Genomic DNA, 17,160 nt, shown 5'->3' with positions numbered 1-17,160 from the left:
TGTCGCCAAGCCCCCCGGCAGGGCCTAAGGAAATCCAAGCGATGAGCCGGATTGACAACCCGTATGTCAATCACAACCATGAAATCACGGATGGATTGGGCAACAGTCGAAAGGCCTTTGGTGTGCCGTTGGCGGGGCAGTGGGAATATGCAATCGTTCTTTGCCGACGGCACGCCATTGGACCGAACGATGACTTGACCGGTACACTCAGCCGCCTCGATGAGCTGGAAACGATGCACACCGCTGAGCATACAGACAAGAACGTCTGCTATCGATATGCCTCGCGACCTGGCAAAATCTATCTGTTTGTCGGGGAATCGATTTACCCTGACCATGACGTGCCGAAAACGTTGTTGACGAAGGCTCGTGGTGGGGACAGAACCATCCTTGTTGTGACGCTCGATCACATGAAACCCTTGCAGATCAATGTTGTCCTGCTCAGCGTGGCGCTTGGTTAAATCGGAGAGATTGAGATGATGTCGACCCGGTGGGTGTCGGCCCTTGATGAAGCCATAATGGAACGGATTTTTGGTGGTCAGCCCCCCTGCAACCCCCCGGAATCCAAGCCGAAGAAGTTGGTTCTTTGATCAGAGATCATTGTCGAATTCCTAGCCGTGAGTGAAATCTGCCTCAGATCGGTGGGGCTGCGCGCTCAGTGATCGACTTTCTAGAAGTGACCCTTTCACGGTGTATCATGTACAGGCCCGCGCCGATAATGATGGCGATGCCTGTCAGGCTTAGTGTGTTCGGGAAATCGCGGAAGACAAGATACCCGAATAGCGTCGCTACTGGTAACTCCAAATACTGTAATGGAGCCAGCGTGGCCGAAGGCGCCAGCGATAGCGCATAGGTCATCATCATATGGCTCAGCGTGGCAAAAAAACCAACTCCGAAGAGCCACAGCCACACAACGCCCACTGGCCAAACCGGATCAAGCAGCTCAGACCCGGAACCTTGGGCCAATATCATCACGGGAATGCAAAACAGACTGGCGATCAGGCCCGTGTATAATTGCAAGTTCACCGGATGCATTTTGCGCGATAGTCCGCGGGTCACAAGGATATAGAGTGCGAACGCGACTGCGGTCCCAAGCGGAAATAGTGCCAAGGTGCCAAACGCGGCAAAGCTGGGTTGAATGACAAACAAGACACCGACAAATCCCACAATCGCCGCTCCGACGCGACGCGGGCCGACATCTTCGCCCAGATAGAATTTGCCCACCAGCAACACAATGAACGGGGCCACGAATACAATTGCCAGCGCGTCTGCAAGGGGCATCACGCGGATCGCGGCGATGAAACAAAACGTCGCCACAAACAAAAACACTGCGCGCAACACCAACGCCAACCATTGCTCACGCGCTACGCGCAACGACAGCCCCATGATCCAGGCAAACGGTGCCATCAAAGCGCACTGTACAAAAAAGCGTGCGGCCGTAATCTGTCCGACTGGTATGCTGTCTGACGCGAGTTTGGCAGCTACATCAAGCAAGGGAGCAGTCAGGCAAAACCCCAGCATCAGAGCGACACCGGTAAGGACCTGATCCGTGGATGAAGTGGTAGAAGCGGTGTTTGTCATGACTTCACATAAGTATATCACGAAACACGCGTCCACCCTCAATGTGTCTCCACCCAGAGAACAAGAGCACTGCGATTTTGCCCGTTTCGAACCGTACGGGTTTTTGAGGTTTGTTTTGAAGCACCGACGCCCGGTCCTTGATCTGGCCAGATGCCATAACGTCGACGGCTTTCATCTGACAGAGATCACAGCCGCGAAGTTTGCTATCAATCGCCAAATTAGAGAAGGCAAAATCACGATGGTTTTCGGCAGGATCCTGCCTGATCCTGTTAGACCAGATATGCTTTGGTTTCAGCGAGCGTTTCCGGCCAACGAGGTGACCAAAACAGTTGATTTTGAAAAGCCGTAGGAGTCTCTATGTTATTGAATGTATTTATCAATCACCGTCGTAAGAGTATGTGGTAAGCTGCGCCGAAGCTCTATTCGACCGTGTTTTGTCGTTCTTTTTCGCGGGTCTGTATCCAAACTTTCGCTGTAGTTCACCTCAGAAACTCTCTGGCTTGGCGGGAAACTTATCCCTTGCGTTTCATGGTGATCTGAGCGTTATACGCGTTGCGACCATCTGAAAGTGTTCGTTTGATAAGAGATCCCCGGTATACCCTAGTTGGATTGATATGCCTTCGGGGCTTAGCGTCAAACGGGAACTATCGGAAACGCAAAAATATAAAGGTGAATGTCTAAGGTGAATATAGGACTTTGAGAACGAACATGTTCTTTAAGCGCCTGGATTTAATAAGAAAAACATTCTCTCGTGGTGATTTGTTACCGGATTGCGGGCCACGTTAAACATTCCCGCTAAAAGGTCAGGATGAAAGACCCCTTTCGCTTGACCGCGTCTGGGGTTTTTTATTTGCGCCAACACAGGGCGTAGGAAAGGAAGAAAAAGATGAGCGAGACCTGGAACAAGCGAACCCGTGCCGTTCACGGCGGGACCCGCCGCAGCCAATATGGTGAGGTTTCCGAGGCTATTTTTCTAACGCAAGGTTTTGTGTACGACAGCGCAGAGGCTGCCGAAGCTCGTTTTATCAACTCGGGCGATGATGAATTCATCTATGCGCGCTACGGCAACCCTACTGTCAAAATGTTCGAAGACCGCATTGCAAGCCTCGAAGGGACCGAGGATGCTTTTGCGACGGCATCAGGCATGGCTGCGGTTTCCGGCGCGTTGACCTCTATGCTCAAAGCCGGAGACCACGTGGTGTCGGCCAAGGCGCTGTTTGGCTCTTGCCTGTATGTGCTGGAGGATGTTCTGGGCCGGTTCGGGGTCGAAGTAACCTTTGTAGATGGCACTGATCTGGACGCATGGCGCGCGGCAATGCGCCCTGACACCAAGGCGGTTTTCTTTGAGTCTGTCTCAAACCCAACACTGGAAGTGATCGACGTCAAATCTGTTTGTGAGATCGCCCATGAAGCTGGGGCATTGGTTCTGGTGGACAACGTTTTTGCGACGCCGCATTTTTCCAAAGCGGTTGAGCTGGGCGTAGATGTGGTGATTTATTCTGCGACCAAGCACATCGACGGGCAGGGGCGCACCCTGGGCGGGGTGATCCTAGGGTCGCGCGAATATATCCGCAAAACTGTTGAACCCTACATGAAACACACCGGCGGCTCGATGAGCCCGTTCACGGCGTGGGTCATGCTGAAGGGGTTGGAAACGATGGGGCTGCGGGTCAATGCGCAGGCCGAAAATGCGCTGTCCGTTGTCAGCGCAGTTCGCGAACACGCGGCACTTGTACGCGCGATCTATCCCGGTCATCCAAGCCACGCCCAGTACGATTTGTGTCTGGAACAAATGGGCAAAGGTGGAACTGTCATTTCACTGGACCTAAAGGGGGGGCAACCAGCGGCTTTTGCGTTTTTGAACGCGCTGCAAATCGGCAAAATCTCCAACAACTTGGGTGATGCGAAAACGATTGTGACGCACCCGGCCACGACTACGCATCAACGCCTCAGCGAAGATCAGCGCAGTGAGCTGGGCATTACCCCCGGCTTGGTGCGTGTATCGTTAGGAATCGAAGATACAGATGATCTGATCGCTGACTTTCAACAAGCTTTAGATGTAGCATTGTCTGTTTGATTACAGATAGTTCGGATGCTTAGTTGCGTCCGAACTTTAACTTTAAGGTGTTGTTAAAACTCCCAAGGAAATGTGTCCAAACGCTCGGGTCCGTCTTCGGTGATCAGCACCTGCGTTTCTAGCTTTATACTTTCTGATCCGCGTTCTGCGATCAGACTTTCCACACAAATCACCTGACCGACTTCGAACCGACCACCATGGTTACCCTCAAAATCCGGGTGCAGGGACACAACGGGCCATTCATCTGCCATTCCAACCCCATGTGCGGCCAATGAATAACGGAAGGGTTGATAGGCTTCGGGAATTTGCCAGCTTTTGGCATTGAATTCTGCAAAGCTGAGCCCTGGTTGGAGCAGGGCAAGATTGTGATCAATCTGAGCCCGAGCGGCAGAATACAGCCGGGTTTGCTGGCTCGTCATAGGGGCACCACCACAAGTCCATGATCGGCTTAGATCTGCGCAGTACCCGTAGGGACCAATCATATCAGTATCAAAAGAGATCATCTCGCCGGGCTGACATTCCCGATCTGAACATTCGCGATACCATGGGTTGGTGTTCGGCCCGCAGGTCAGCAATTTGGTTTCCAACCACTCCCCACCAGACCGGGCGTTTTCAAAATGCAGGTGCGCCCAGAGTTCGCGCTCTGTAACGCCGGGAACAGAATGTTGATATATGCGGGCCATCCCAGCCTCGCAAACCCGAATGGTCCAGCGCATCAGTTCGATTTCGTCGACTGATTTTATGGAACGCGCAATTTCGGTTATCTGACCGCCTTCGATGATTTTAATTCCGCGTGCGTTCAAAGTAGCCACGCCTTCGGGCTCCAATCGGTCCACTGCGAGGCGCATGTTTCCACCGCCGTGGGTGCGCAGTTCCGCGGCGATTTCGTCAGCCCAAAGATTCAGGCGTTCACCGGCCCGATCGCCTGCGGCCATAAACATCCACCCAATCGAATTGCGCCGCTCATCAATCCCGGGCAGACCATCGTTCAGGTGTTCGCACCCCTTGAATTCGAACATGATTCCGGGGCCTCCGTTCAGCAACATTGCGTAGCGAATGGGGTTATGGCTGGTCCAAACACTCATGTTCGAACTGTCAAAGGCATACCGAATGTTGACCGGGTCATAGAGCAATAGACCCGCAACCTCGTGTTGGTCCATCACCTCGCGCAATCGAGACAGACGATAAGCGCGGGCGCGATCCAGAACCGTTTGTGGCAACGGGCTTTTTAGGGGGCGATTGGCGCCTTCTGCGTTGAGATATGCGAGTTTTCGGTCGTCTTTGAAGGGGGCGCTATCAGTCATGACGCGCGCCCATAAAAGCCCAGACGTTCGCTTTCAGAAAACTGTACATCTGGTTGTTCGAAAAAAGAAAACACGGCGATCACCCGATTTGTATCGCCTTGCACTGGCGTTACGCGGTGGGCGGTGTTTTTACCTTTGAAAACGTTTAAGGTGCCGGGGGTGAGGGTAATGATATTGGAGGTCGGATCCTCACCGCGCAACAGTTTCGCGACACCGTCATAGTTGGGATCCGTATCGCTGCGTAGGTCCGTTCTGTATTCAAACCCACCACCGTGGTCCGGGGCTTGCAACAGCAGTGTGGTGGTAAATTCAGACCGATCAAAGTGCCAGTTCAAGGCTTGTCCTTTTTGATAGGACATAACATTTACTCGGGCCAACGGGTCGGCCATTACATGGAGCTGTGGCATCTCCATAGTTGCCGCGAGAAATTGAGCGAACTCGGGCCATTCATAGAGACGCAACAAAACTGACCCAGGAATCTGGTCCGCACAGAGTGTTTTGTTCGACGTTTGGAATGTGGTCAAAGCAGCGTGGTCTGGCGGCAAATCCTCCACTGGCTTGAAGTAAATGTTGTGCATCCGTTCGTGCAAAAATGCGTCTGATTGAAACGGGTTCTCCATTTCCTTTACAGCTTGTGCCGCGATGGCTGGGCGCATTAACCCATCAAGATTAAACATTCCTTCGGCCCGTAGGTCGGCACGGCACTGTTTCACCAAAGTGCGCCATTCTGGGCTGTTCGGGCGATGCAGGGGGAAGCGATCAAGATCCAGTATATCGTGCATGGGTGTCCCTTTGGGCTGTTTTACGGACCAGTGTGCGTGGCACTTGTCGAAACAACCACTATAAAATATCTTGGTCAGCATTAGATTAACTAAGGGTGCTAATGAAACTCCCTCCGCTAAATGCTTTGCGCGCCTTTGAATGTGCCGCACGAACCGGCAGTTTTGCCGCCGCTGGGGAAGAGTTGTCTGTGACACCTGCCGCTGTCAGTTTGCAGGTCAAGAATTTGGAATCTTGGTTGGGGCGCCAGCTGTTTACACGACGAGCTAATCAGGTTCGCCTGACCGACGCGGGGCGCGATTACTACCAAAATGCCGCCGCTGCTCTTGGAGAAATCGCGCGCTTTACTGACGCCTTGACGGAAAGCGCCAGTCGGCGTCCATTGGTGATCAGTGCACCCCCGGCATTGGCGGAATTATGGTTGCCCGACCGGATTGCGCGGTTTGATGTACAGCATCCAGATGTCCCCATAACGCTTAGGATCGAAGCCGAAGATAAGGATCTGGAACAACAGGGCATAGACCTGCGCCTTAGCTATGGTGGAGAGCTGCCAGATTACCGGACACAGCCGATGTTTCAGGATCAGCTGGTCGCCGTCGCGGCGGTTAGGTGTGATCCCTGCCAAACCCGACGGATTGCTATCGACTGGGGGCAAGCGATCACCTCGGTGCCCGGATGGCGGCACTGGAGTGCGCTTACTGGGAGAGCAATGGCATCAGTGGCGGAAATTTCAGCGCCCTCGGTGCCGTCAGCCTTGGCGCTGGTGAAGGCCGGAGTAGGTGTTGCACTGTTGCCTGAACAGGTGATCTGGGCGGCTATAAGTACAGGCCAAGTGGTGCGTTGCTCAGATGCCTTTTTGCCAATGCCGCGTCCTTATGTGATGATCTCGGCCCATCATCAAGCGCGGTCTCGGCGGTTGATCGCCTTGCAAAATACCCTCTTAGAAGGCGTATAAAGGGCGCTTTCGCTACGTTAGTTGTAAGCGGCGGTTTGCTGCCATTTGGTCGCAATAACCTGATACATAAACCCAATTTGACGTTTTTTGATGAATTATGACGAATTCCCGACCTTACGGTTCGAGGTTGAGTGTTACTTGCAAGCAGACGATTGGATTGGCAGCCGTCTTGTCCGCCCTTATATAAAGGGTGACCACTCGAAGGAAACGCGTTGATGAACTTTCACACCCGTGACGTGAACGAGACACCTGATCGTGACGAGGCAGCCGCCGCGTTGGAAACGCTGCGGGCCTGGGCCAAAACGGCTAGCGAAGCAGAAATCACGCAATTGGATCCAGCAGTGGCGCGATTGGTTCCCGGGTTGCTGCCAGTGAACTATCCTTCGTTGTCGCGGGAATACCCCGAAAATTTTGCTGTTGATGAGGCTTACAAAGCCACGCTGCCTGATTTGCAGAATGGCCCGTCCAGTCTAATCCGTGGGGCGAAGCAGCAGATCCAACATGTCGGGATTTCGAATTTTAGACTGCCGATCCGCTTTCATAGCAAAGAAGGCGCGGACCTCACGCTCGAAACATCCGTTACGGGTACGGTCAGTCTTGAGGCCGAGAAGAAGGGCATCAACATGTCCCGGATCATGCGGTCGTTCTATAAACACGCTGAACGGACCTTTAGTTTTGAAGTGATCGAAGCAGCACTGGATGATTACATTACGGATCTGGATAGTTTTGATGCCCGGATCCAGATGCGGTTTAGCTATCCCGCGCGCGTCGATAGCCTGCGTTCGGGTCTGTCGGGGTATCAGTATTATGATATCGCGTTGGAATTGGTGGAAACCAATGGTGTGCGTCAAAAGGTTATGCACCTCGATTATGTCTATTCGTCAACCTGTCCGTGTTCATTGGAGCTGAGCGAACATGCGCGTGTTACACGAGGACAGTTGGCCACACCACATTCGCAACGTTCTGTGGCGCGCATATCGGTCGAGGTGGATTGCAACACAGATTGTTTGTGGTTCGAGGACTTGATTGATCTGTGTCGTCAAGCTGTGCCGACGGAAACACAAGTGATGGTGAAACGGGAAGACGAACAGGCTTTTGCCGAATTAAATGCGGCGAATCCAATTTTTGTCGAAGACGCAGCTCGTCTGTTTTGCGAGGCACTGTTGGCGGATCATCATATCGGTGATTTTCGGGTTGTGGCAAGTCACCAGGAAAGCCTGCATAGCCATGATGCGGTGAGCATCCTAACCGAAGGTCCAACCTTTGCGGCGCAGAGTCTTGATCCTAAATTGTTCAACACCTTGTTCCACGTCGGTTAAGATCAATCACAGAGTTAGACCGCATCGGCTGCCTTATGTTTTGGCAGGCGCTATGTGTTTTGTTCGTTTAGTACTCATCCGAATGTGTGACGCTGCACCGCAGCAAAATTATGCTGCACTTGCAAGTTTGATCTTGTAGCATATCTCGTGACGTAAGAATCGTGTTGTTCAAACCATGACAACAGGATGGAACGGAAGGGGAGTGCAATGCGCACCCATATTGAACAACCAGCCACAAGATCCTGCCTTGGCGGGCTGTATAAGGTTCCCCTGACCGCGTTTTCACGAATTCAGTTTTTCTAGGAGCTTCCCCGATGACCGCACTCTCTAATCCGTTTGAAATGCAGGCCGCAGCCTTTCGCTTTGCTGGTTACGCGATGTCGTCACACCTAAAGATAATGCAAATCGTGACAGAGACCGCATTGCAATCTCCGATTTACTCGACCCAAGCTTGGCGCGCCTATGCTGCGCCAGTTGCTGCTGAGGCAATTCCGGTCAAGACTACTGAAAAACCTGCTTCGAAAGCTCGGGCGTCTAAGTCTGTGACAAAGGCGCCGCGTAAAGCAGTTGCTGCCAAGCCTGCGACTACAAAAGCTGTTGAAACAAAGCCTGTCCCGGTAAAGTCTGCTGTTGCCGCAGCGCCTGTTGGTACACGCAAAACAGCTGAAACCAAAAAGCCGGTGCATACCACAGCGCCAAAAGGGACTAAGACCGCCCAGGCAACTCGTGCGGTCAGTCAGCCAGCACCTGCTGTTGCGGCGCCAGCCAAACAACCGGTTAAGCCAGCGGCGGCACCAACGCGGTCAGAATCCCCGGTTGCTCCGGCTAAGGCCGAAACTGCAAAACCTGCTGTGGTGTCGACAAAGCCGGCCCCGACCAAACCGGCACAAGCTGCTGCGAAACGTACCAAACCAGCCCCGCGCCGCGCCCGTGCTACAGCAAATCGAGGCCGCCCAGTCAAAGGCAATTCGCCCACGAAAAGCTAAGGCGTCGCAGGACGGCTTGACACTTCTGCCCGACCACGCCAACGCTGCGAACCATGTTGGATTTTCGCCCTGTTGGATATGTGATTGGCCTATTGGTCGCCATTCTTGGCGGAACCATGTTGCTGCCTTTGTTTGCCGACCTGATTGAAGGGCGCGGTGAATGGCATGTATTCTTGGAAAGTGCCGTAGTTACGGTGCTGACCGGCGGGCTTATCGCGCTTAGCTGTGCCAATGGTGTTCGCGAAGGGCTGACCATTCAACAGACCTTTTTGCTCACAACTGGTGTGTGGGTTGCGCTGCCTATGTTTGGCGCAATCCCTTTTATGCTGGGCGAGACTGAGCTCCGTTTCGTGGATGCAATGTTTGAAGCCATGTCGGGCCTGACCACAACCGGGTCTACGGTGATCTCGGGGTTGGATAACCTGCCGCGCGGTCTGTTGTTGTGGCGTGGATTGCTGCAATGGCTTGGTGGCATTGGTATTATTGTTGTCGCTATGGTGTTCCTGCCTGAATTGCGGGTCGGTGGGATGCAGATCTTTCGCTCGGAGGGGTTTGATACATTCGGGAAAATCCTACCACGAGCGCAGGCGATTTCAGGCCAGATTTCGATGATCTATCTTGGGCTGACTGTGGCGTGCGGCATGACCTATCTGGGTATGGGGATGCTGCCCTTTGATGCGATAGTCCATGCCATGACCACAATCGCGACGGGTGGGTTTTCCAACTATGATGCGTCGTTCGGGACTTTTTCTGGACCTGCTGAATATGCGGCCTCTTTCTTCATGATCCTCGCGGCTTTGCCGTTTGTGCGGTATGTTCAGTTGATCAATGGGCAATCGCAACCTTTGTTTAAAGACAGCCAGATCCATGTGTTCCTGATGGTAATTGCGGCGCTTGTGGCCCTGACTGTTGCGATCCTAACCAATGTTTTTCCTCACGATTGGGAGCAGGCCTTACGAGAGGCTTTGTTTAACATCGTTTCGATCACCTCGGGCACGGGCTACGCCAGCGTCGACTATATGCAATGGGGCGGCTTTTTGGTGATGTTGTTCTTTTTCATTGGTCTTATCGGCGGTTGCGCGGGATCAACGGCCTGTTCGATCAAAATCTTTCGGTATCAATTGCTGTTTTCATCGGTCTGGGTGCAAATCCAGCGTATCCGCTCGCCCAATGGCGTGTTTGTTCCACGGTTTCAGGGACGACGTGTTGACAACGAGGTGCTGAGTTCGGTCATGTCATTCTTTGTCTTCTTCATCGTCACTATCGGTGTTGTGGCTGTGGGATTGGCATTAACCGGCTTGGATATGATCACGTCGGTTTCAGGCGCGGCAACTGCTGTTGCCAACGTGGGGCCGGGGTTGGGCAGTGAAATTGGGCCGGCTGGAAATTTCGCAGGTTTAAATGATACCGCGAAATGGATGCTGACCGTTGCCATGCTGATTGGCCGACTAGAGCTGATGGCTGTCTATGCCATCCTGACCGTACAATTCTGGAGAGCTTGAGGAGTAAGCCCGATGAAAAGACCCCTAGGTGCACAGATTTCTCATGCACTTAAAGATCGTGGAGTGGATGTTATCTTTGGCATCCCCGGTGTTCATAACCAGGAAATGTACCGTGGGATCGAAGAGGCAGGCATTACACATGTTCTGGCGCGCCACGAACAAGGGGCCGGTTTCATGGCCGATGGCTATGCACGCGCGTCGGGTAAGCCAGGGGTCGCTTATGTGATTACCGGACCGGGCGTGTGCAACATCATGACGCCGATGGGGCAGGGCTATTCGGATTCCGTTTCGATGTTGGTGATTTCTTCGTGCCTTGATGAAACAGCTGCGCGTAAGGGGCAGTTGCATCAAATGAAAGATCAAGAAGCCGCGGCTGCAACGGTTTGTGATTGGTCGCACACAGCGCATTCGCCCGCCGCAGCATATGGGCTGATTGAGCGTGCGTTTGAAGAGTTTGAAACACAGCGTCCGCGTCCAAAACACATTCAGGTGCCGATCGCTCAGCTCGAGGCTGATGCCGATCCGGCCCCTTTTCCGAATGTCCCTGCTTTGCGCACCAAAGCGTTGGAGCCTGATATCACCCCCGTTTTGTCCCTGTTGAATATCGCACAGCGCCCCTTGTTTGTTCTGGGCGGCGGAGCTCGGTCTAATTTGTGGCGCCAGATTGTGACGCAATTGGGGGCCGCAAGCCTGACCACATATGCAGGCCGTGGTATGGTCGGGGCTGGGTATAAACTGGATTTTGGAGCCGCTCTGGCACGACCGGGGAGTGCTGAAATCGTGGCTTCGGCGGATCTGGTCATCGCTGTTGGCACTGAGTTGGCCGAAGTCGATATCTGGCGTGAGGATCTTGGGCATACCGCGACACTGGTGCGCGTCGACATTGATCCAACGGTTTTGTCAGACGGGCAGCGGGCATCGGTCAAATTGCAGGCAGATGGCGAAAGCTTTGCCAAATCGCTTTGGGCAGCAACCGAAGGGTTCAAGCCAGCGACGGGTTGGAGTGAAGAGGAAGTGGCAAAGGCGCGTGCGGGGTGGCATGCGGAAACGGATATGGAGCGCCCCGGTATTGTTCCTATTGCCAATGCTCTCCGCGAAGCGATGCCCGAAGATACTATGATCTTCTCGGATATGACCCAATTTGCCTATGTCGCCAAAGAGGTGTGGGACATGCATCGTCCCTATCATTGGCATCATCCGTTTGGGTTTGGGACTTTGGGCTATGCGCTGCCTGCCGGAATTGGGGGGGCGGTGGCCCGCCAAGGTAAACCCACGGCTGTTATCATAGGGGACTATGGGTTCCATTATACCATGCCGGAATTGGGGGTGGCTGTTGAGCTAGGTTTGCCGTTACCGATTATCCTTTGGGACAATGGCAAATTGAAAGAGATCGAAGACAGTATGACTCGCGCGCAAATTGCTCCGAATGCGGTGATTGCCCAAAATCCCGATTTTTGCAAACTCGCCGAAGCCTTTGGCGCGAATTCCGTGGCACCTGCGTCATTGGATGAAATGGTGAGTGCGGTTCAGGCCGCGTTTTCTGCCAATAGGCCCACTCTGATTTACCTGACGCCTGAAGTTCTCGCCTGAGGGCGTGTTTCAGAAGTCTACAGCGTGCCTTGAAAGGAATGCCTCCATAGCCCGGCGAAAGAACATAGCCGAGCCTGGGTATCGACGACGAGTGGGAGCGGCCGCGTTAGATTTTTGAGGATCAGTTTTGCGAAAAGTAAAGGCGCGTGAAAGTCACGCGCCTTTGTTCGTTTTAAATTTTTTGGGAACGATCAGTCCCAGCAGCTTACCAGAACCGTCATACCATTCGCGCGGCGCCCAAGTTCATCAGGAGAAACATTTGCTCCTTCTGAGACGGTGGGTGTGCGTAGTCCTGCTGCGTCCAACACATCCAGCAAGGCGCGTGCATCGGCGGCAAAGCTCACGTCCTTGGGGAGTTTTTGCCCAGTTGGGAGATCTGGTAACAACATTCCAATGACTGTTCCGCCTGCATCCATCACTGGCCCGCCTGCATCACCGTCTTGTGGGGTCATTGCCAGGCGGATCAGTTCGGTTTCGCCACGCAAGCCACGTAGGTCAGCCAAGGTCCCTCGGGTCAGAGTTGAAGCACCCAGCAAGCCTTCGTAGGAGAAGCCGGAGACAGTCACGCCTGAGTTCAGGCGCGGCGCTCCATCACGAAAGTTGGCTACTGCCATTGGGGCAAGTGCCACCTTAGGGCGTAGAACCGCAACACCCAGAGCATCATCTGAACTTACGACTTCGGCTTGATAATCATGATCCAAGGTCACGCGCGCGCATCCTTTGACGGCTTCGCTGACGGTTACGACTGTGCCTCTTTCGTCGACGTAGAATCCGGATCGGGACTGGCGTGGCTTGCGGACCTGAAGTCCGGAAATGAGATCAACCTGTTGTTCTATATTGGACCCTGTTGCGGGATCCAAAACGCCGTTGGTGCGGGTGAAACTGGCCTTCATTTCGGTTAGAACGCGTGTGCGGCGATCCTCGTCACCTTCGGGCCAAATAAGGGTAAACCCTTTGATTTCGCCATTTTTCAACGCGGCCTGTGTGTAGGATACGATCCCATTGCCACGGCCTTCGATAGTAAAGCTATCTTTTCCTCGGGCGCGAGGACCGTTTAGCGGCACAATCTCGAGCGTTTGCATGATTTCATAGAGGCCAAACAAGGTGGCTTTGGTTCCCGGCTGACTGATGAGCAGCACTCGGGCGCCAAGGTCACTTTGGCTGTCGTAATGGGCAAATGGCGGTTCATAAGTTGAAAACCGAACGGCACCCAAGGGCATGTCCAGTTCGATCCCGGCTTGGTTGTCATACCGACGGGCCATGCCAACACTGATCAGCGGAGCATTGTATGCATCCATCAGGACTCGGCGCTGAACAGTGGTCAAAATACCTGAGGGTTCATACCCGTTGAATGTCTGCCATTCGGCCATGGAGCGTCGTGTGCCGGGTCCAAAGGCACCATCGATCCGGGCATTGTAAAATCCAGATGCCTGCAATGCAATTTGCAGAGCTTTCTTTTCTTCGCTGTTAAGCGCACGTTCGCTCCGGCGGGCTTCACTGGGCGTTTCGTCTGCAGCAGGTTTAGGGGCTGCTACAATGGTCTCAGCGGGTTCGGGCGTTTCAGCGGGCAAAATCGGGGATGCCACCACAACCCCGCGGTTCAGGACATTGGCGCCAATGGGCCAGAATTGCTGATCTAACGCTGAGGAACGGGCGACAAAGCTATCTCTGGGGATCTGCCGTTCCCTGCGATAGACGCGTAACACGCGTTCGGCATCCTGGCGTGCATAGGGGCCCAGAACAATCCCGTACCAGCTGCCCCCTAGCGAAAAACCGTTCACGTCCGCCAACGCGTCTGAGTAGATTTTGGCGCGCTCTTGGGCAACGCGCAGATTTGGGTGGGCTTCGATTTGAATCCAGACGACGTCTTCGGAGCTCTGTTGGGCGCTCACGGCACTCACGGAAATCATAAGCGTTAGAAAAAAGGTAGCGAAAACTCTTATCATCTGGGGTCTCTAGCTTGGGAAATTCTTAACATAAGCGCAGCTTACTCGTGATCCTGCAATATGCACCACTCCTCCGGCGACGGGGAAAATCATGTGTGTCGATATCACGACACGACGAACATTGCTGTAAACGCGCCAAGAAAGAGCAGGATCCGTAACTTCCGGCTGACAAAGAGAAAAATTCAGTTCCCAAATCAGATGACGCGTGTACGATGGCCGTGATTTCTAGACCTATTATTTTTACACTAATATTTTTGAGGGCGCTGCGTGTCATCCTATCTCCATTTAAAGACAAAGATTCGCTCTGAGCAGCACCGATTGCGCGCGGTTAGGACACTGAAAGGGTTGCGGGCCCGTTTAGAGGCGGTGATCCCATCAAAAGAGGCGCAAAATACACTTTTGTTCGCGACATGGAATTTACGGGATTTCGACCGGGCGGATCGCCGTGGATATGGGCCACGTCTGGACGAAATGCTGTTTTACATTGCAGAAGTCTTGTCAAAATTTGATTTTGTTGCGGTGCAAGAGGTTCATCAGCTGAATGAATGGCTAGAGATTATGGAAATCTTGGGCTCGGATTACGGTTACATCTGTTCAGAATCCGAGGATGAGATTCTGGGTGGAAGCGGGCAACGAATGATGTTCCTGTTCGACCGACGCAAAGTGCAGTTTGTGAACAGTGCCGGGGAAATCGCACTCCCGAACACTCTGGGGCTGTCAGAGGCCGCAGAGCACGGTGCACGTGATCTGCTTTCCAAGGGAAAACAATTTTCGCGTCCACCCTATGCGGCCCATTTTTTCACACAAGGGCTCAGGTTTTCGACCTGTACTGCGCATTTCAATTATGGAGCCGAAATCGGTGATAAGTTGCGCCAGCGCATGCAAGAGATGAAGCAGGTCATTGGATATTTTTCACAACGCGCGGATCGTGCATTAAAAGAGAAATCTGCAATGATCTTGTTGGGGGATTTCAATATTGTCTATCCTGGTCACCAAGTCATTCAATTGCTGGAAGACGAAGGATTTGTTGTTCCAGAAGTGCTCAAGACCCGTTCCAATTATAGGCAGAACAAATTCTACGATCAGATCGCGTTTAAAACAGACCCTGCGGTCATTGCCTATCGTGAGGAGGGCAAAGAGCCGAATGCGGGGGTGGTCAAGCTGTTTGAAATGATCCTGACCGAGGCCGACGCCGAGGCTTACATGCCTGATGCGGCGGAAACACCGAACGGGGCTCGAAAATCGGACCCGGCGCTTTGTAGCTACTACAGGGATTGGAAAACCTATCAGCTGTCTGATCACTGCCCAGTTTGGGCTCGCGTCGAAATCAACACAGCAAAAACATACTTTGAAGATCTGGAAGACCAATTGCGACAAGAGTAAAAGATGTGCCGTTGACGCCTTTGAGTAGCTTGCATAGGAAAGGCGCGACTTTGTCGATAGCGCGCCCATCCTCGGGCCCAGAGGGAATGCCATGACCGATCAGACCAGCGCACCGCGCTCTTTTCAGGAAATTATCCTGCGGCTTCAATCCTATTGGGCCTCCAAAGGCTGCGCGATGTTGCAACCCTATGATATGGAGGTTGGGGCAGGGACCTTTCACCCGGCAACAACTTTGCGCTCCCTCGGAAGCCAGCCGTGGGCCGCAGCTTACGTGCAGCCCTCGCGCCGCCCGACCGATGGGCGGTACGGCGAAAACCCCAACCGCTTGCAGCACTATTACCAATACCAGGTGCTGATCAAACCCAGCCCGCCCAACCTGCAAGAGCTGTACCTGGGCTCCTTGCAAGCGATTGGTGTGGACATGGATCTGCACGATATCCGTTTCGTTGAAGACGACTGGGAAAGTCCAACTTTGGGGGCTTGGGGTTTGGGCTGGGAAGTCTGGTGCGATGGCATGGAAGTCAGCCAGTTTACCTATTTCCAACAAGTTGGCGGCCATGATTGCCAACCTGTTTCGGGCGAACTGACCTACGGTCTTGAGCGTTTGGCTATGTATGTGCTCGGCGTCGATCACGTGATGGACATGCCATACAATGATCCCCAATCGCCCACGGCGCTGACTTATGGTGATGTATTCAAGCAGACCGAAGAAGAATACGCGCGTTGGAACTTTGACACCGCCAACACAGAGGTTCTGTTGCGCCACTTTGAAGAGGCCGAAGCCGAATGTGCTAACATTTTAGCGCAGGATCATGACGACCCGAAAACCGGAAAGCGCATCATCATGGCACATCCGGCCTATGATCAATGCATCAAGGCCTCGCACATATTTAATCTATTGGATGCGCGCGGCGTGATTTCGGTCACCGAACGCCAAGCCTATATCGGGCGCGTTCGTGCTCTTGCCAAACAATGTGCGGATGCCTTTGTGCAAACCACTGCGGGCGGTTATCGTGCTGAGGCAGTGTAAAAGGCAGGCCCAGCATGGATGACGCAACCCGCGAACAGTACGAAGAGAAACTGCGCAAACAACGGCGTAGAACAAAACGACTGATGCGCACCGCTCAAAGCGAAGGCTTTATGATGGGGGCCGCTGCGATGCTGCGCCCGGGCGATGTGGTGGTGGATTGCGGTGCCAACGTGGGGAATGTGACTGCCGTGCTTTGTGCGACCGGGGCAACGGTGCATTGTTTTGAGCCCGATCCCTATGCCTATGGGTTGTTGCGTGATCGTTTTGGTAAGGCTGAAAATGTCCACCTGCACAACAAGGCCGTCGGTATCGAGGCCGGCAGCATCGGGTTGATGCGTTCAGCCACCTTTGATGACGATCCCAAGAAAAACACGGTGATGAGCACGACTCTGCCCGGCGGGCGAGGCATCAGCACGGATGGATCTGATGTTATCGATGTGGAAATGATTGATTTTCCGGCGTTCCTGACGAGCTTGATCGCGACGTCGGGTGATATCGCGATGCTCAAGATGGATATTGAGGGAGCGGAGCTAGATATCCTAGAAGTTATGCAATCCCGTCGTCTGTTCGATCCAATCCGGATTACCCTCGTCGAAACCCACGAACGTAAGTTTCCGGAGCTACGTCCGCGTTTTCGCACGTTGAAAACCCAGATCGCGCAAGAATTCTCGACCAGTAAGGTCAACCTCGACTGGATTTGAAGGCACAGG

Annotated in this window: 15 protein-coding genes and 1 riboswitch; of the genes, 11 read left to right on the top strand and 4 right to left on the bottom strand. The window is 53.4% G+C overall.

Annotation, left to right across the window (positions count from 1 at the left end; all coding sequences use genetic code 11):
- Window positions 1-41 precede the first annotated feature (41 nt).
- Window positions 42-458 (top strand): hypothetical protein, encoded by a 417-nt coding sequence (locus ABWV33_RS13990; RefSeq protein ID WP_353331593.1) that lies wholly within the window; start codon window positions 42-44, stop codon window positions 456-458.
- A 172-nt stretch (window positions 459-630) separates the two neighbouring features.
- Here the strand turns inward: ABWV33_RS13990 and ABWV33_RS13985 are convergent, their stop codons facing one another.
- Window positions 631-1,578, bottom strand: coding sequence for a DMT family transporter (locus ABWV33_RS13985; protein ID WP_353331591.1), 948 nt, complete (start codon window positions 1,576-1,578; stop codon window positions 631-633).
- Between ABWV33_RS13985 and ABWV33_RS13980 the strand changes: the two genes are divergently transcribed.
- The gene (locus ABWV33_RS13980; protein ID WP_353331589.1) at window positions 1,547-1,927 is read left to right on the top strand and encodes a hypothetical protein; all 381 of its coding nucleotides are present in this window, start codon (window positions 1,547-1,549) and stop codon (window positions 1,925-1,927) included. The genes ABWV33_RS13985 and ABWV33_RS13980 overlap by 32 nt on opposite strands.
- A gap of 392 nt (window positions 1,928-2,319) precedes the next feature.
- Window positions 2,320-2,397: riboswitch (SAM riboswitch) on the top strand.
- A gap of 67 nt (window positions 2,398-2,464) precedes the next feature.
- On the top strand, window positions 2,465-3,655 hold the full coding sequence (gene metZ, locus ABWV33_RS13975) for an O-succinylhomoserine sulfhydrylase (RefSeq protein ID WP_353331587.1): 1,191 nt from the start codon (window positions 2,465-2,467) through the stop codon (window positions 3,653-3,655).
- Between the two features lie 53 nt (window positions 3,656-3,708).
- Here the strand turns inward: metZ and ABWV33_RS13970 are convergent, their stop codons facing one another.
- Together ABWV33_RS13970 and ABWV33_RS13965 are read right to left on the bottom strand one after the other, a co-directional pair.
- Window positions 3,709-4,959 (bottom strand): M24 family metallopeptidase, encoded by a 1,251-nt coding sequence (locus ABWV33_RS13970; RefSeq protein ID WP_353331585.1) that lies wholly within the window; start codon window positions 4,957-4,959, stop codon window positions 3,709-3,711.
- Window positions 4,956-5,741 (bottom strand): HalD/BesD family halogenase, encoded by a 786-nt coding sequence (locus ABWV33_RS13965; protein ID WP_353331583.1) that lies wholly within the window; start codon window positions 5,739-5,741, stop codon window positions 4,956-4,958. The genes ABWV33_RS13970 and ABWV33_RS13965 overlap by 4 nt, the downstream gene beginning before the upstream one ends.
- Before the next feature lie 101 nt (window positions 5,742-5,842).
- Between ABWV33_RS13965 and ABWV33_RS13960 the strand changes: the two genes are divergently transcribed.
- From ABWV33_RS13960 to ABWV33_RS13940, 5 genes are all read left to right on the top strand, one after another.
- Entirely contained in the window at window positions 5,843-6,694 is an 852-nt protein-coding gene (locus tag ABWV33_RS13960; protein WP_353331581.1) for a LysR substrate-binding domain-containing protein, read from the top strand.
- A 215-nt stretch (window positions 6,695-6,909) separates the two neighbouring features.
- On the top strand, window positions 6,910-8,013 hold the full coding sequence (gene folE2 / locus ABWV33_RS13955; RefSeq protein ID WP_353331579.1) for a GTP cyclohydrolase FolE2: 1,104 nt from the start codon (window positions 6,910-6,912) through the stop codon (window positions 8,011-8,013).
- A gap of 314 nt (window positions 8,014-8,327) precedes the next feature.
- On the top strand, window positions 8,328-8,999 hold the full coding sequence (locus tag ABWV33_RS13950) for a hypothetical protein (protein WP_353331577.1): 672 nt from the start codon (window positions 8,328-8,330) through the stop codon (window positions 8,997-8,999).
- Between the two features lie 53 nt (window positions 9,000-9,052).
- Window positions 9,053-10,501, top strand: coding sequence for a TrkH family potassium uptake protein (locus ABWV33_RS13945; RefSeq protein WP_113823455.1), 1,449 nt, complete (start codon window positions 9,053-9,055; stop codon window positions 10,499-10,501).
- A gap of 12 nt (window positions 10,502-10,513) precedes the next feature.
- Window positions 10,514-12,091, top strand: coding sequence for a thiamine pyrophosphate-binding protein (locus tag ABWV33_RS13940; protein WP_353331575.1), 1,578 nt, complete (start codon window positions 10,514-10,516; stop codon window positions 12,089-12,091).
- 191 nt (window positions 12,092-12,282) lie between these two features.
- Here the strand turns inward: ABWV33_RS13940 and ABWV33_RS13935 are convergent, their stop codons facing one another.
- Complete coding sequence (locus tag ABWV33_RS13935) at window positions 12,283-14,037, bottom strand: serine protease (RefSeq protein ID WP_353331573.1); 1,755 nt, start codon at window positions 14,035-14,037, stop codon at window positions 12,283-12,285.
- Window positions 14,038-14,355: 318 nt separating this feature from the next.
- Here ABWV33_RS13935 and ABWV33_RS13930 point away from each other — a divergent pair, with 318 nt between their 5' ends.
- The 3 genes from ABWV33_RS13930 (at window position 14,356) to ABWV33_RS13920 (ending at window position 17,151) form a co-directional block, all read left to right on the top strand.
- Window positions 14,356-15,420 carry an endonuclease/exonuclease/phosphatase family protein gene (locus ABWV33_RS13930; RefSeq protein ID WP_353331571.1) on the top strand — a complete coding sequence of 355 codons (1,065 nt, stop codon included), beginning with the start codon at window positions 14,356-14,358 and terminating at the stop codon, window positions 15,418-15,420.
- A gap of 91 nt (window positions 15,421-15,511) precedes the next feature.
- Entirely contained in the window at window positions 15,512-16,450 is a 939-nt protein-coding gene (locus ABWV33_RS13925; protein ID WP_113823459.1) for a glycine--tRNA ligase subunit alpha, read from the top strand.
- 14 nt (window positions 16,451-16,464) lie between these two features.
- Window positions 16,465-17,151, top strand: coding sequence for an FkbM family methyltransferase (locus ABWV33_RS13920; RefSeq protein WP_353331569.1), 687 nt, complete (start codon window positions 16,465-16,467; stop codon window positions 17,149-17,151).
- Window positions 17,152-17,160: the final 9 nt, after the last annotated feature.

Origin of the sequence: Phaeobacter sp. NW0010-22 (assembly GCF_040365955.1) — a bacterium.
Taxonomy (GTDB): Bacteria; Pseudomonadota; Alphaproteobacteria; order Rhodobacterales; family Rhodobacteraceae; genus OMPR01.
Note: the sequence above shows the minus strand (reverse complement) of the source record. Positions and strands in the feature narration are given on the sequence as shown.